At 60.5% G+C, this 15,123-nt stretch carries 12 protein-coding genes; 5 read left to right on the top strand and 7 right to left on the bottom strand.

Annotation, left to right across the window (positions count from 1 at the left end; all coding sequences use genetic code 11):
* The first annotated feature begins 110 nt into the window (after positions 1-110).
* The 5 genes from yfmF (at position 111) to JQM68_RS13830 (ending at position 6,302) form a co-directional block, all read left to right on the top strand.
* A complete protein-coding gene (gene yfmF / locus JQM68_RS00600) occupies positions 111-1,373 on the top strand; it encodes an EF-P 5-aminopentanol modification-associated protein YfmF (RefSeq protein ID WP_235220973.1) in 1,263 nt (420 codons plus the stop codon).
* Positions 1,370-2,632 carry an EF-P 5-aminopentanol modification-associated protein YfmH gene (gene yfmH / locus JQM68_RS00605; protein WP_235220974.1) on the top strand — a complete coding sequence of 421 codons (1,263 nt, stop codon included), beginning with the start codon at positions 1,370-1,372 and terminating at the stop codon, positions 2,630-2,632. The genes yfmF and yfmH overlap by 4 nt, the downstream gene beginning before the upstream one ends.
* 44 nt (positions 2,633-2,676) lie before the next feature.
* Entirely contained in the window at positions 2,677-3,675 is a 999-nt protein-coding gene (gene lgt / locus JQM68_RS00610) for a prolipoprotein diacylglyceryl transferase (RefSeq protein WP_235220975.1), read from the top strand.
* Positions 3,659-4,498 carry a bifunctional methylenetetrahydrofolate dehydrogenase/methenyltetrahydrofolate cyclohydrolase FolD gene (folD, locus tag JQM68_RS00615; RefSeq protein WP_235220976.1) on the top strand — a complete coding sequence of 280 codons (840 nt, stop codon included), beginning with the start codon at positions 3,659-3,661 and terminating at the stop codon, positions 4,496-4,498. Before lgt ends, folD begins: the two co-directional genes overlap by 17 nt.
* 112 nt (positions 4,499-4,610) lie before the next feature.
* The gene (locus tag JQM68_RS13830) at positions 4,611-6,302 is read left to right on the top strand and encodes a phosphodiester glycosidase family protein (RefSeq protein WP_235220977.1); all 1,692 of its coding nucleotides are present in this window, start codon (positions 4,611-4,613) and stop codon (positions 6,300-6,302) included.
* A gap of 45 nt (positions 6,303-6,347) precedes the next feature.
* Here JQM68_RS13830 and JQM68_RS00625 read toward each other — a convergent pair whose 3' ends face one another.
* From JQM68_RS00625 to ygeW, 7 genes are all read right to left on the bottom strand, one after another.
* A complete protein-coding gene (locus tag JQM68_RS00625; protein ID WP_235220978.1) occupies positions 6,348-6,968 on the bottom strand; it encodes a phosphatase PAP2 family protein in 621 nt (206 codons plus the stop codon).
* A 158-nt stretch (positions 6,969-7,126) separates the two neighbouring features.
* A complete protein-coding gene (locus JQM68_RS00630) occupies positions 7,127-8,116 on the bottom strand; it encodes an ABC transporter permease (RefSeq protein ID WP_235220979.1) in 990 nt (329 codons plus the stop codon).
* On the bottom strand, positions 8,113-9,222 hold the full coding sequence (locus JQM68_RS00635; RefSeq protein ID WP_235220980.1) for an ABC transporter permease: 1,110 nt from the start codon (positions 9,220-9,222) through the stop codon (positions 8,113-8,115). Before JQM68_RS00635 ends, JQM68_RS00630 begins: the two co-directional genes overlap by 4 nt.
* The gene (locus tag JQM68_RS00640; protein ID WP_412758439.1) at positions 9,219-10,769 is read right to left on the bottom strand and encodes an ABC transporter ATP-binding protein; all 1,551 of its coding nucleotides are present in this window, start codon (positions 10,767-10,769) and stop codon (positions 9,219-9,221) included. Before JQM68_RS00640 ends, JQM68_RS00635 begins: the two co-directional genes overlap by 4 nt.
* A 258-nt stretch (positions 10,770-11,027) precedes the next feature.
* Positions 11,028-12,281, bottom strand: a complete 1,254-nt coding sequence (locus JQM68_RS00645; RefSeq protein ID WP_268821356.1) for a BMP family ABC transporter substrate-binding protein — start codon at positions 12,279-12,281, stop codon at positions 11,028-11,030.
* Positions 12,282-12,527: 246 nt separating this feature from the next.
* Positions 12,528-13,463 (bottom strand): carbamate kinase, encoded by a 936-nt coding sequence (gene arcC / locus JQM68_RS00650; protein ID WP_235220982.1) that lies wholly within the window; start codon positions 13,461-13,463, stop codon positions 12,528-12,530.
* A 330-nt stretch (positions 13,464-13,793) separates the two neighbouring features.
* Entirely contained in the window at positions 13,794-14,984 is a 1,191-nt protein-coding gene (gene ygeW, locus JQM68_RS00655; protein WP_235220983.1) for a knotted carbamoyltransferase YgeW, read from the bottom strand.
* Positions 14,985-15,123: the final 139 nt, after the last annotated feature.

A 15,123-nucleotide genomic window follows, 5' to 3' on the forward strand; every position in this document is an offset into this window, starting at 1 on the left:
AGATCATGCTGCGGCGGAAGAAAAAGCGGAAGAAAGAATTTGAATTATGGGAAGAGATATACTATAATATCTTCCGTATATATCCACTCCGCAAGAGAGGAGCTGAAAATGTGACAAGAACAAAACTGACCGACGGGGTGTACCTCACCTATCTGCCGGCCCGGAAATTCAAGACCAGCCTGCTCTCCGCCCAGTTCGTGACGCCGTTGGCGGAGGAGACCGCCTCCGCCTATGCGCTGCTGCCCGCCGTGCTGCGGCGGGGCACCGTCACCTATCCCGACATGGGGGCACTGTCCGCCCGGCTGGACAAGCTGTACGGCGCCCGCATCGACTACACGGTGCGGAAAAAGGGCGAGACCCAGTGCGTGGGCTTTGTGGCCAGCTTCATCGACGACAGCTTTACCCCCGATGGGGAGCGGCTTTTGGAGCCGGTGGCGGCGCTGCTGGGCGAGCTGGTCTGCGACCCCGCTACGGAGCGGGGACGGTTCGTGCCCGCCTATTTTGAGAGCGAAAAGACCAACCTCATCGATGCCATCCGCAGCATCATCAACGACAAGCGGGACTACGCCGACAGCCGCCTGCTGCGGGAGATGTGCGCCGGGGAGCCCTATGGCATCCCCCGTTTGGGCAGCGAGGAGGGCGCGGAGCGGCTGCAGCTGCGGAAGCTGTACGCCCAGTACGGAAAGCTCATCGCCGCCTCCCGGCTGGAGCTGTTTTACAGCGGCAGCGCCGACCGGCGGCGGGTGGAGGACGCGTTGCTGTCCGCCTTTGCCACCCTGCCCCGGGAGAACATCCGGGAGACCTTCCCGGCCCAGGCCCACCCCGCCCGACAGGAGGTGCTGCGGGTGACGGAGGAACTGGACGTGACCCAGGGCAAGCTGGGCATGGGCTTTGCCTGCGGCAGCGACGACACCGCCGCGCTGCTGATGGGCAACACGCTGTTCGGCGGCAGCAGCAATTCCAAGCTGTTTTTGAACGTGCGGGAGAAGCTGTCCCTTTGCTACTACGCATCCTCCCTGTACCACCGCCAGAAGGGCATCATCACGGTGTCCTCCGGCATCGAGTTTGAGAACTATCAGAAAGCATACGACGAGATCATGGCCCAGCTGGACGCCGTGCGAAACGGCGACCTGGAGGACTGGGAGCTGGACGGCGCCCGGAGCACCTTGCTGAACGCCTACGCTTCTATGGGCGACTCCCAGGGAAAGCTGGAGAACTTCTACCTGGGCCAGGCGGCCACCGGACAGTCCGAGACGCCGGAGGAGCTGGCGGAGCAGGTGCGGAACGTGACGCCGGAGCGCATCTTCAACGCCATGAAGTCCGTGGAACTGGACACGGTGTACTTCCTGCGGGGAAAGGAGGCGGCGGAATGAAGCAGAGCTTTTACGAGCGGCTGGGGGAGTCCGTCTACCGGGAGACCCTGCCCAACGGACTGCAAATTTATGTGGTGCCCAAGCCCGGCTACGCCAAGAAATACGCCTTTTTCGCTACCCGCTACGGCGGCATGGACACCCGCTTCTGCCTGAACGGAAAGTGGCTGGACACCCCGGCGGGCATTGCCCATTACCTGGAGCACAAGATGTTCGACACCAAGGAGGGCAACGCCCTCCAGGAGCTGGCGAAGAACGGCGCGGAGCCCAACGCGTTTACCTCCAACGCCATGACCGGCTATTATTTCGATTCCACCGACCATTTTGAGGAGAATCTGGAGATTTTGCTGTCCTTCGTGTCCATCCCCTATTTTACCGAGGAGAGCGTTGCCAAGGAGCAGGGCATCATCGGCCAGGAGATCCGCATGGTGGAGGACAACCCCGACTGGCAGATCTACGTCCGCATGATGCGGGCGCTGTACCAGAACAGCACTGCCCGCACCAGCATCGCCGGAACGGTGGAGAGCATCTCCCACATCACGGCGGAGACGCTGTATGACTGCCACAAGGCGTTCTACACGCCGTCCAACATGGTTTTGACCGTTGTGGGCGATGTGGACCCCATCCATGTTGTGGATTTGGCCCGTCGGGTGCTGCCCCGGGAGGGCGGCCCGGTCATCCCCCGGGACCACGGCACGGAGCCGCCGGAGGTGGCGGAGAAGGAGACCAGCCTCGCCATGGAGGTCTCCTGTCCCCAGTTCCTCACCGGCTTCAAATGCGCACCCGCCCGGGAGGGAGATTGCCTGCGTGCCAATGTCGTCGGCGACATGGCCTGCGACATTTTGCTTGGGGATTCCAGCCCCCTGTACCTGCGGCTCTACGATGAAGGGCTCATCAACACCAGCTTCGGCGGCGCCTTTGAGACCATGCCCGGTGTAGCGTACCTCTACGCCGGCGGTGACAGCAAGGACGCCCGGAAGGTCCGGGAGGAGATCCTGAAGGAATCCGCGCGGCTGGTGAGAGAGGGTATCGACGAGGAGTTCTACCAGCAGGTGCGGAAAGCCGCCTTCGGCGCCAATCTGCGGGGGCTGAACTCCTTTGAGAACATTGCCGTCTCCCTGACGGAGGGTTATTTCAACGGCTACGACCCCTTCCGGTTCCCTCAGGTGTTCGATGAGGTCACCAAGGAGGACATCCGGGACTTCCTGCGGGAGAACATCACGGAGGAGCGGTGTGTCCTCAGCGAGATCGTGCCCCGTTAAACCGCCCCGGCCACAGCGTTTTTTAAGAAAGGAAGAATTTTGTTTTGACTGCGTTAAAGGATATGCCCATCAGCTTTCCCGGCCTGTTCGGTGACTGGGAATTCAACCCCGATCCCATCGCCCTCCACATCGGCCACGGGATTTACTGGTACGGGATCATCCTGGCCTGCGCTATGCTGGCCGGATTGTTCCTGTGCATGAAGCAGGCCAAGCGCTTTGGCCTCACCGAGGACAATGTGCTGGACCTGGTGCTGTGGGCGGTGCCCTGCTGCATCCTGGGCTCCCGTATCTATTACGTCATTTTTTACCTGGACCTGTACCGCAACGCCGACGGAAGCCTGGACTGGGGCCGCATCGTTGCCATCTGGGACGGCGGCCTTGCCATCTACGGCACGGTCATCGCCGGCGTGATCGTGGTGCTGATCTTCACAAAGGTAAAGAAGCTGCGGTTCGCCGCCATGACGGACCTGGCCGCCATGGGTCTGCTGCTGGGCCAGATCATCGGCCGGTGGGCCAACTTCATCAACCGGGAGGCCTTCGGCGGCCTCACCGACCTGCCCTGGCGGATGCGGCTGTGGGTCAGCACGACCCAGTATATCGAGGTGCATCCCACCTTCCTCTATGAGAGCCTGTGGAACCTGGTGGGACTGCTGCTGATGCTGCTTGTTATCACCAAGGGCCGTCGGTTCGACGGCGAGAACACCTGGTTCTACTTCCTGTGGTACGGCCTGGGCCGCTCCTGGATCGAGGGCCTGCGGACCGACAGCCTGTACCTGTTTAACTGGACCTTTATGGGCCAGCCCATCCGGGTGTCCCAGGTGCTGAGCATGGTGATGGTCGTGGTGGCGGCGTTTATGCTGTTTTACAATATCAAGATCAAAAAACGCACTGCAGACGGTCTGTTGGTGAAGCAGGTGGCCGCGGCAGCTGCCGCTGAAACTGCGGAAACCGCGGCGGATGCTCCGCTGGAGGAGATAACGGCAGAGGAGACCGCGGCAGAAGCGTCGGAGACGGAGGAACTTGACGATGGCGGTACGGATTGACGGCAAGGCCCTGGCAGCCCAGGTGAAGGAACGGGTCCGGGAGGAGGCGGCAAAGCTGCCCCGAAAGCCTGGCCTGGCGGTGATCCTGGTGGGGGAGAACCCCGCCAGCCAGGTCTATGTCAATGGCAAGGAAAAAGACTGTACAGAGTGTGGAATTCAGAGCTTTTCTCACAGATTGCCCGCGGAGACCAGTCAGGAAGAGCTGCTGGCGCTGGTCCGTGAGCTGAACGAAGACCGGTTGGTGGACGGCATCCTCTGCCAGCTTCCCCTTCCTAAGGGTCTGGATGAGGATGCGGTCATCAACGCCATTGCCCCGGACAAGGACGTGGACTGCTTCCATCCCTTCAACGTGGGGCGGATGTCCATTGGGGAGCCGGTGTTCCTGCCCTGTACCCCCGCCGGCGTCATGGAGATGCTGCGGGCCTACGCCGTTCCGGTGAAGGGCAAAAACTGTGTGGTGCTGGGACGGAGCAACATCGTGGGCAAGCCTATGGCGATGCTGCTGACCCAGGCCGACGGCACCGTGACGGTCTGCCACTCCAAGACGGAGCATCTGGAGGAGTTTACCCGTCAGGCGGACATTCTGGTGTCCGCCATCGGCAAGACGGGCTTTGTCACCGCTGACATGGTGAAGGACGGCGCGGTGGTCATCGACGTGGCCATGAACCGGGACGAGAACGGGAAACTCTGCGGCGACGTGGACTTCGCCGCTGTGGAGCCGAAAGCATCTTACATCACTCCCGTGCCCGGCGGTGTAGGGCCCATGACCCGGGCTATGCTGATGGAAAACATCCTCACCGCATCAAAACAGCATCAGGCGTGATATTCTTGCAGCGGCGGCCGGGAACGGCCGCCGTTTTTTTGTGGCGGGGATTGCATACACTGTAAAGAAGTGGTATATTGACTCTATTCTTGTAAGAATGGAGCGAAAAACCGTGAAAAAGCGCATGTTATCTTGTTTGCTGGTATTGATATTGGCGGCGGGACTTCTTTCCGTTCCGGCTGCGGCCTCCGGGTCCAGTGCGGAATCCACCAACCGGGCGGACAAGCTGGTGGCCCTGCATCTGTTTCAGGGTACTGCAGACGGCTACAAGCTGGACAATACCCCTACCCGGATGCAGGGACTGGTGATGCTCATTCGACTGCTGGGCAAGGAGGAAGAGGCACTGAGCCGTAAGGAGGTATCTCCCTTCACGGACCTGACCTGGGGCCAGGACCATGCGGGTTATGCCTATGTTCACGGCCTGACCAAGGGAACCAGTGCGACGACCTTTACGCCCAACAGCCCCCTGACTGCCACGGGATATGTGACCTTCCTGCTGCGTGCCCTGGGGTACAGCGACACCGAGGGCGATTTTGCATGGGGACAGCAGATGGCATTTGCCAACAGTATCGGCATGATGGACCAGGCGGCGGTGAGCAAGCTGCCCGGCCTGACGCTGAACCGGGGCGATATGGTGGACCTGTCCTACGCTGCTTTGACCTGCCGCATGAAGGGGGAGAATCGTACCCTGGCGGAAAAGCTGCGGGATGACGGCGTATTCACCACCGCCGAGGGTAAGGCTGCCGGCGTACTGGGCAGCGGCGCGGGCTGGACCTATTCCTACGTTCCCTACAACAATTCCACGGTGAAATACGCGAAAAAGACGGTTGCCACATCCAAGGGCAATGTGACCGCCCATGTGCTGACGGTGAACACCGCCAATCCCCGGGTGACCGTGAAGTCCGCCATGGTGAACAACACTTTAGGCGCCACCGCTCCGTTTTCCCAGATCGTGAAAAATTCCGGCGGCGCCGTGGCCGTGATCAACGGCAATTTCTTCGCCGCTTATGACGCGTTCAAGGTTCCCATCGGTCATGTGATGGTGGACGGCGAGTTCCTGTATGCCAGCTCCGGCGTGTCCTCTCTGGGTATTACGAAAAACGGCGAGGTGCGCATCGGACGTCCCGCCCTGTTTACCCGGGTGAAAGAGACCGGCGGCTCCAACTCCTGGGCCGCCTATGAGATCAACACCTACTACCAGGGTGACAGCGTGTCCGTGATGTATACCCCGGCCTACGGCAAGAGCGTGGCTGTCACCGGCACCGGCAGTATGCTGACGGTCAGCGGAGGCGTCATCACCGGCTTTGACCCGGTGGCGCCGGGCGCCGTGGTGAGCATCCCTGCCGACGGCTATGTGGTGTTTATGGGCACCGGATACACCTCCACGGATTATTTCCGTATCCCCACTGTGGGTAAGAGCGTGACGATGGAGTATTACCTCTTTAAGGAGGACCCGGAGGGCTTCCGGCTGGATGATGTGGAGAGCATCATCTCCGGTGCGCCCCGGCTGGTACAGGACGGGGCCATTGTTACCTCACTAGAGCCGGGCTTTACCGAGGCGCGCTTCACCACCAATTCCGCGCCCCGGACCGCTGTGGGCGTCAACGGGGAGGGAGAGCTGCTGCTGGTGTCCGTGCCCGGCGGGGCGACGATCCAGCAGATGCGGGAGCTGATGCTGGCGCTGGGCTGCGTGGATGCCTTCAATGTCGACGGCGGCGCCTCCTGCGGCATGTACTACAACGGTTCCTATCTGGCGACACCGGGGCGGGAAATTCCGGTGACGCTGCAGGTATTTGTGGATTGAACAGCATAAAAAATTACCGTGAGCATGTTTGCTCACGGTAATTTTTTATGGACGTTTTCGCCGGTAGATAGGGACGGCGGCCAGCAGGGACAGAACCAGTCCGCCTGCCACATCCAGGACGGAGTGCTGCTTGATGAACAGGGTGGAGACGCAGATCAGGGCCGCCAGCACCGGAACGCCCAACCGCGGCAGGGGATGGGAGCGCAAGCGGGGGCTGTCCCACACCGCCAGGGCCGCGCCCACGGAGCCCACCACGTGGACGGAGGGAAAGACGTTGGTATTGGTATCGACATGGTAGAGGGCGGCTATCAGGGCGGTAGGGAGGTTGTCACGGGGAAAGACCTGGGGACGGAGATCCTGGCCGTTGGGGATCAGGAGCCAGATCAGGACGCTGGAAAAGAAAGTGACAGACAGGAAGGCCATATAACGGCGAAAACCGGGCGCGTCCTGGAGCAGCAGGTACAGTCCGACCGCTATCAGCAGGGGATACCATGCGCAGTAAAACAGGACGAACCACTCACAGAAGGGAATGCGGCTATCCAGCGGGAGCTGGGTGGACCAGTAGTTGTTCATGGGGAGGTGCTCAATCAGTACGAAAGCCAGGAGGTAGAGCGGCAGCCACAGGACATATTTCAAATCCTTCCAGGGAATATTGGACAGGCGCAAGAATATCACCTTTTTATCTGTACAGATTTGTACAAAAAAGATAGCACAAGTGCTATGGGGAAATCATGGATATTTTGGGAATAAAATATGAAAAAACTGTAAAGCGACAAGAAAAAAAGAACCGCTGCGAAATTCGCAGCGGCTCTTTGCAGGTTGCGTCAGCGCTCTTCTCTGAAATAGGCAAGGCCCAGGCTTGCCGGGGGCTGGTTTTCACGCTTCTTGCGCAGGGAGGTGACCACCAGCACCACGATGGTGACCAGGTAGGGCAGCATCTTGAACAGCTCGATGTCCTTGCGGCCCAGGCCGGGAATGATGAGGTAGACCCAGAACAGCAGGCCGAACAGGTAAGAGCCCCAGATGGCGTTGACAGACCGCCAGGTGGCGAAGATGACCAGCGCCACGGCCAGCCAGCCCAGAGACTCGATGGTGCCGTCGTTGGCCCAGGTGCCCTTGATGTAGTCCATGGTGTAGTACAGGCCGCCCATGCCGGAGATACCGGCGCCGATGCAGGTAGCCAGATACTTATAGCGGGTGACATTGATGCCCGCCGCGTCAGCGGTGGCAGGATTCTCGCCCACGGCCCGGAGGTTCAGACCAGTGCGGGTGCGGTTCAGGAACCAAGCCATGGCCACCGCTACCACAATGGCGAGATAGGCCATGAAGCCGTAGCTCAAAAACAGCTTGCCCACGACGCCCAGATTCGTCACGTTATTGAGGTTGGCGCGGTAGACGGAGCTGGTGGCCGCCACGGAGATCTGGCCCACGCCGCCGGCCATGGTGTTCAGGCCGCCGCCGAAGAAGTTTGCCACGCCGCCGCCGAAGATGGTCAGCGTCAGGCCGGTGACGTTCTGGTTGGCCCGGAGGGTGATGGTCAGGAAGCTGTACAGCAGGCCGCCCAGAGCCGCCGCCGCGAAGGCGGCGATGAAGCTGATGAGCAGGCACACTACCTTGTTGGGCGCGGGATTGTTGAGCTCATAGAAGAAAGAAGCCGCCAGACCCGCGATGCCGCCCAGGTACATGATACCGGGGACGCCCAGGTTCAGGTTGCCGGATTTCTCCGTCAGGATCTCGCCGATGGCGCCGAACATGATGACGGTGCCAAAGCATACGGCAGACTGCAGAAGCTGAATGATCTGTGCGCTTGTCATTTGGCCTCGCCCTCCTTTTTGCCCCGCAGGATAACACGGTAATTGATGAAGAACTCGCTGCCCAGGATGAAGAACAGGATGATGCCGGTGATGATATTGGAAGCGTAATCGTTCAGGTTGAACTGGGAGGCGATCTGGATGGCGCCCTTCTGCAGGAACACCAGTAGCAGGGAAATGAGGATCATGACGAAGGTGTTGAACTGGGCGAGCCACGCAACGATGATAGCGGTGAAGCCCCGTCCGCCGGCGGTGGAGGTGGAGATGGTGTGGCTGGCACCGGCCACGGCGATGAAGCCCGCCAGACCGCAGATGGCGCCGGAGATGGCCATGGTGCGGATGGTGACCTTCTTCACGCTGATGCCCGCGTACCGGGCGGTGTTGACGCTGTCGCCGACGACGGTGATCTCATAGCCGTGCTTGGAGTATTTCAGGTACAGGAACATGCCCACAGTCAGCACCAGGACCAGGATCACGTTCAGGCCGTACGTCTGGCCGAAGACCTCCGGGAACCAGCCGGCCTTCGTCTGCTGGTTGATGACGCCCACGGTGTTAGAGCCGATGGGGTTTTCCCACAGTGCCACGCAATAGCTGGTGATCTGGATGGCGACGTAGTTCATCATCAGGGTGAACAGCGTCTCGTTGGTGTTCCACACCGCCTTGAAGGTGGCGGGGATGACGCCCCAGACACAGCCGGCCAGGATGCTCATGATGGCCATGATGACCAGCAGCACCGGGGTGGGGAGGGACGTGCCGTAGGCCCGCATGATGCCGGCGGTGATGACGCCGCCAATCAGCACCTGGCCCTCGGCGCCGATGTTCCAGAATTTCATTTTGAAGGCGGGAGCCAGACCCACGCCGATGCACAGCAGCATCATGGTGTCACGGATGGTGACCCAGCTCCGGCGGGAGGTGCCGAAGGCGCCGTCGAAAATGGCCTCATAGACCTGGATGGGATTCAGCTTGGTCACGGCAAAGATGAAGATGCCGCTGACGATCAACGACAACAGCACCGCGATCACACGGATGCCGTATGCCTTGGGACGGGAGATGCCGTCCCGCTTGGCGATGCGCAGCAGGGGTTCTTTTCCTTGTTTCACTTGACTCATGCCTCCGCAGCCTCCTTATTAAAGCGGGTCATCAGCAGGCCCACTTCCTCTTTGGTGGTGGTGCGGGCGTCCACGATGCCGCTGACCTGGCCGCCGCACAGGACCAGGATGCGGTCGCACAGCTCCAGCAGCACGTCCAGATCCTCGCCCACGTAGACCACGGCGACGCCCTTCATCTTCTGCTCCGTCAGCAGGTTGTAGATCGTATAGGAGGTGTTGATGTCCAGGCCGCGGACGGCGTAGGCCGTCATCAGAACAGAGGGCTTCTGGGCGATCTCACGGCCCACCAGGACCTTCTGCACGTTGCCGCCGGACAGACGCCGGACCGGGAAGTTGACGCTGGGCGTGACAACATCCAGCTCCTCCATGACTTCCTCGGCCAGCTTCTTGGGGGCTTTGCGGTCGGTGAAAATACCGTGGCCCTTGCGGTAGCTGCGCAGCAGCATGTTGCCCGTCATGCCCAGGGACCCTACCAGGCCCATGCCCAGACGGTCCTCCGGCACAAAGGCCAGAGACACGCCGGAACGCTTGATCTGCAGAGGCGTTTTGCCCACCAGCTCCACACCGTCCTTGTTATCGGGATGACCGATGGGGCGGTAGCGGATGGAGGCGCCGCTCTGCATGGGCTGGAGGCCGGCGATGGCTTCCAGCAGCTCCTTCTGGCCGGAGCCGGCGATGCCGGCGATGCCCAGGATCTCGCCGCCCATGGCGGTGAAGGTCACATCGTCCAGCCGCTTGACGCCCATGGCGTCAAAGACGGTGACGTGCTCGACCTCCAGACGGGGAGTGGGGTCCTTGGGCTCCGGGCGGTCGATGTTCAGCGTCACCGCGTGCCCCACCATCATATCCGTCAGCGCCTGGGGCGAGGTGTCCTTTGTCAGGACGTCGCCTATGTACTCGCCCTTCCGCAGGACCGCCACCCGGTCGGAGACGTCCATGACCTCGTGGAGCTTGTGGGTGATGATGATCATGGCCTTGCCGTCGGCCTTCATGTTCCGCATGACGTCAAAGAGGCGGTCGGTCTCCTGAGGCGTCAGCACGGCGGTGGGCTCGTCCAGGATCAGGATCTGCGCGCCCCGGTAGAGGACCTTGACGATCTCCACCGTCTGCTTTTCCGATACGGACATATCGTAGACCTTTTTGGCGGGGTCGATATGGAAGCCGTATCGATCGCAGATCTCCGTGATCTTGGCGGAGGCGGCCTTCAGGTCCAGCTTGCCCTCTTCCTCCAGGCCCAGGACGATGTTCTCCGCCGCGGTAAACACGTCTACCAGCTTGAAATGCTGGTGGATCATGCCGATGCCGTTGTCGTAGGCGTCCTTGGGGGAGGCAATGGTGACAGGCTTGCCGTTCACCAGGATCTCGCCTTCGTCAGGGAAGTAGATGCCGGCCAGCATGTTCATCAGGGTGGTCTTGCCGCTGCCGTTCTCTCCCAGCAGGGACAGGATCTCTCCCCGGTTGATGTCCAAGGAGACATTGTGGTTGGCGACTACCTTTCCGAACCGTTTTGTGATGTTTTTCAATTGGACCGCTGCTACAGTTTCCAAAATGACCATCCTTCCTGCCGTCTTCGGCATAAAATGGGGAAGCGCCGGAGAAACCGGAAGCCCGGCGCTTCATTTGAAAGGTCGATATCTGACTTAAAGTATAGCATGGTTTTTTGATAATGTAAATCGCAAATGGCAAAATAATTGTGAGAGTTGCACACAAAATTTTTGAAAACGGCGGAAAGGACGACCTATTTTTCACAAGAAAACGAAAAGAGGGGACTGCCGGCCGGCAGTCCCCTCTTTGGAACTGAGAGATCAGTTGTTGTTCAGCTCGGTGATGCCGTCGATCCGCAGAGCGAAGTAAGGAGCGGAACGCAGGACGGACTCCTGGAAGGCGCCGTCAACGATGGCCTCGCCGGTGTCGTTGACCCAGTCGCCGTCGGTATCCAGACCGAAGGCGGTGGTGACGGTCTCGCCGCCGACAGTGAAGGTAGAGGTATCAAAGACCTTCAGGCTGCCGTCCTTGATGCCGGCCCAAGCGGCGTCAACGGCTTCCTGGGTGCCCTCGGCGCAGCTCTCGCCCAGAGCGGAGATCATAACGGCACCGTCAGCAGCGCCGCAGGCAAAGTCGGTGGGGACTTCCTCGCCGGCCAGGAATTTCTCCAGCATGTGCTGATACAGCACGGCCCAGTTGTTCTGAGCGGAGGTCAGGGCGGCGGTGGGAGCGACAGACAGCATGTCGATGTTGTAGCCGACGGAGTAGACTTCCTTGCCGGAGTCCTTCACAGCCTGGACAGCGGAGGGAGCGCCGGTGGAGTCGGCGTGCTGGCCGATGATGACGCAGCCGCGGCTCATCAGAGCATTGGCGACCTCGCCCTCAGCCACGGGATCATACCAGGAGTTGGTGTACTGCACGTCCATGTGGGCCTCGGGGACGATGGACTGGATGCCCAGCAGGAAAGCGGTGTAGCCGCAGACCACCTCGGCGTAGGGGAAGGCGCCGACATAGCCGATGTAGGGATCGGAGACCTTACCGGCGTCCATCAGCTCCTTGAGCTTCATGCCGGCGACGACGCCGGAGACGTAACGGGACTCATAAGTATAGGGGAACATGTTCTTGAAGTTGGCCAGGCCGGAATTGGCGGCGGTATCGCCGGTGCAGGCCACGAAAACGACATCCTCATACTCGCTGGCGGCTTCCTGCATGTACAGCTGGTGGCCGTAGGAATCGGAGAAGATGATGCCGCAGCCCTGCTCCGCCAGGTCGACGGCGGTATCATAGCAGGTCTCGTCCTCGGGAATGTTGTACTTCATGATGATCTGGGAATCAGAGATGCCCAGAGCCGCGCAGGCGTTCTTCACGCCCTCGATGTGGGCGGCGTCGTAACCGGAGTTCTCGTCGTGGACGCAGATCAGGCCGACCTTCACTTCGGCGGCGGGATCAGCAGCGGGCTCTTCGGTCTTGGCGGGTTCCTCGGTCTTGGCAGGCTCCTCAGTCTTCTTGCCGCCGCAGGCAGCCAGACTCAGGACCATGACCAGAGCGAGAAGCATTGCAAGGAACTTCTTCATGCTAATAATCCTCCTTCAAAAATGATAGGGATCCGGGTCAGAAATGACCTCTCTTACTGACATCATACAAGGTCGACCTAAAAAATTCAACTGGATTTTTACAATTTTGTGAAAAATCAAGCCGGAAATTTACTGTAAACAAGATTCGCTTTTATCCATTCAGACAAATGTGTGGAAAAATTTACAAAAAAGGAGAGCGGATTGATCCGCTCTCCAGGTAATTTGACAGGTCGACCTTTTGAAATTTTACATGGAGATGGAGGTGCCGGTCTCTCCGGCGATGCCGGCCTTGGCTTTCTCCAGCAGGGTGATGAGGGCGGTGCGGCCGGGCTTGCTCTCCGCGAACCTGACGGCGGCCTGGACCTTGGGCAGCATGGAGCCGGGGGCGAACTGGCCCTCCGCGGCATACTGCTTGGCCTCCGCGGGCGTCAGATGGTCCAGCCATTTCTGGTCGGGCTTGCCGTAGTTGACGGCGACCTTTTCCACGGCGGTGAGGATGATGAGCGCGTCGGCGTCCAACTCCTCAGCCAGCAGCTCGGAGGCAAAGTCCTTGTCGATGACGGCGCCGGCGCCCTTGAGGTGGTTGCCCTCGGTGGGGTAGACGGGAATGCCGCCGCCGCCGCAGGCGACGACCACCTGTCCGGCGTCCATCAGCGCCCGGACCGTCTCGATCTCCACGATGGCCTTGGGCAGGGGAGAGGCCACGCAGCGGCGCCAGCCCCGGCCCGCGTCCTCCATGACGGCGTTGCCGCGGCGGCGCATCTCCTCCGCCTCGGCCTCGGTCATAAAGGTGCCGATGGGCTTGGTGGGATTCTGGAAGGCGGGGTCGTCGGGGTCTACCTCCACCTGGGTCAGGATGGTGGCCACGGGCTTGTGCATCCCCCGGTTCAGCAGCTCCTCCCGGAGGGAGTTCTGCAGGTCATAGCCGATATAGCCCTGGCTCATGGCGGTGCAGACCGACATGGGAGCCATGGGATGGGTGGGGTCCTCACGGGACAGGGTGGTCATGGCGATGTTGATCATGCCCACCTGGGGGCCGTTGCCGTGGGCCACCACCACCTGGTGGCCCTCTTCAATCAGGTCCACGATGGCCTTCGCCGTGTGCTTCACGGCGATCATCTGCTCCGGCAGGTTCTTGCCCAGAGCGTTGCCGCCCAGGGCGATGACGATACGTTTACCCATGATAAAAATACCTCAATAATAATTTGAAGTTAAAATCAGGAGCTTCAATTATTTTCGGCAGGACAGAAGGTGAATTGCCGCAAAGCGGCAAGAGAAGCCGCCCTGGGGCGTGCGCCTGCCGAAAATACATTGACTCAGCCGCCGTTACCCGCAAGGGGCACGCGATATCCGTAAGGCGCTGAAGCGCCAACGGCTATCCAGGGGCGGCGTTCACCAGTGACCGATGTCACTGATGGGGGGGATCTACTGCGCAGCCGTTAGCAGCTTTGCTGCTTTACGGATGCGGCGTCCCCCTTGCGGGGAAAGGGGGGACAAAGTCCCCCTCTTTAATCAAAAGATCTTCCGCTTTCCGCCCTGGTCCAGAGCCATCAGCGCGGCCACGGGGTCCTTCACCTTGCTCATCATGATCATAGCGGCGATGATGTAGGGCTTGTAGCTGGCCTCCTTGTACAGGGGCACCAGGTAGCGGTCGAACACGGAGTTGTCGACCTCGCCCTCGGGACAGCTCAGGCCGGAGATGTCGGCGGGCAGGCAGTGCAGGTACAGGGCCTTGCCGTTCTTGGTCTTGGCCATCATCTCCTCGGAGCAGGTCCAGTCCTTGTGCTGGGCGTTCTGGGCCAGCAGCTGCTTCTCCAGCGCGTCGATGCCGGCCTGGTCACCGGCCTGGTACAGCTTGGTGCGCTGCTCCATGGCGGCAAAGGGAGCCCAGCTCTTGGGATACACGATGTCGGCGTCCTGGAAAGCCTCCTCCATGGTGGCGACCTTCTTGTAGGAGCCGCCGGTAGCGGCAGCGTTCTTCTTGGCGATCTCCTCCACCTCGGGCATCACGTCATAGCCCTCGGGATGGGCCAGGACCACGTCCATGCCGAAGCGGGTCATCAGGCCGATGACGCCCTGGGGCACAGACAGGGGCTTGCCGTAGGAGGGAGAATAAGCCCAGGTCATGGCGATCTTCTTGCCCTTCAGGTTCTCCACGCCGCCGAACTCATGGATGATGTGCAGCATGTCGGCCATGCACTGGGTGGGGTGGTCCACATCGCACTGCAGGTTCACCAGAGTGGGCTGCTGCTCCAGGATGCCGTCCCGGTAGCCTTCCTTCACGGCGTCCATGAAAGTCTTCTGATACTTGTGGCCCTCGCCGATGAACATGTCGTCCCGGATGCCGATGACGTCGGCCATGAAGGACACCATGTTGGCGGTCTCGCGGACGGTCTCGCCGTGGGCAATCTGGGACTTCTTCTCGTCCAGGTCCTGGACGGTCAGGCCCAGCAGGTTGCAGGCGGAGGCGAAGGAGAAGCGGGTGCGGGTGGAGTTGTCGCGGAAGATGGAGATGCCCAGGCCGGAGTCGAAGATCCGGGTGGACTTGTTGCGCTCGCGCAGGTCACGCAGGGCGTCGGCCACGGTGAAGATGGCGTCCAGCTCCTCGTCGGTCTTGTCCCAGGTCCAATAGAAATCGGACTTGTACATATTATTGATGTGCAGCTTTTCAAGATGCTTGGCAAGCTCGATGGTCTTAGACATAATCTTTTTCTCCTTATATGTATTTCTGAATAGAGCGGAGTTTGCGGCGTGTGCGCCGCAAAGAATTTTAATCATTTTTCCGAGGACATGCGCCTCGGAAAAATACCTTGACTCAGCCGCCGTGGGCGGCGTTCACCAG

Origin of the sequence: Oscillibacter valericigenes (genome assembly GCF_021531435.1) — a bacterium.
GTDB lineage: Bacteria > Bacillota > Clostridia > Oscillospirales > Oscillospiraceae > Oscillibacter > Oscillibacter valericigenes_B.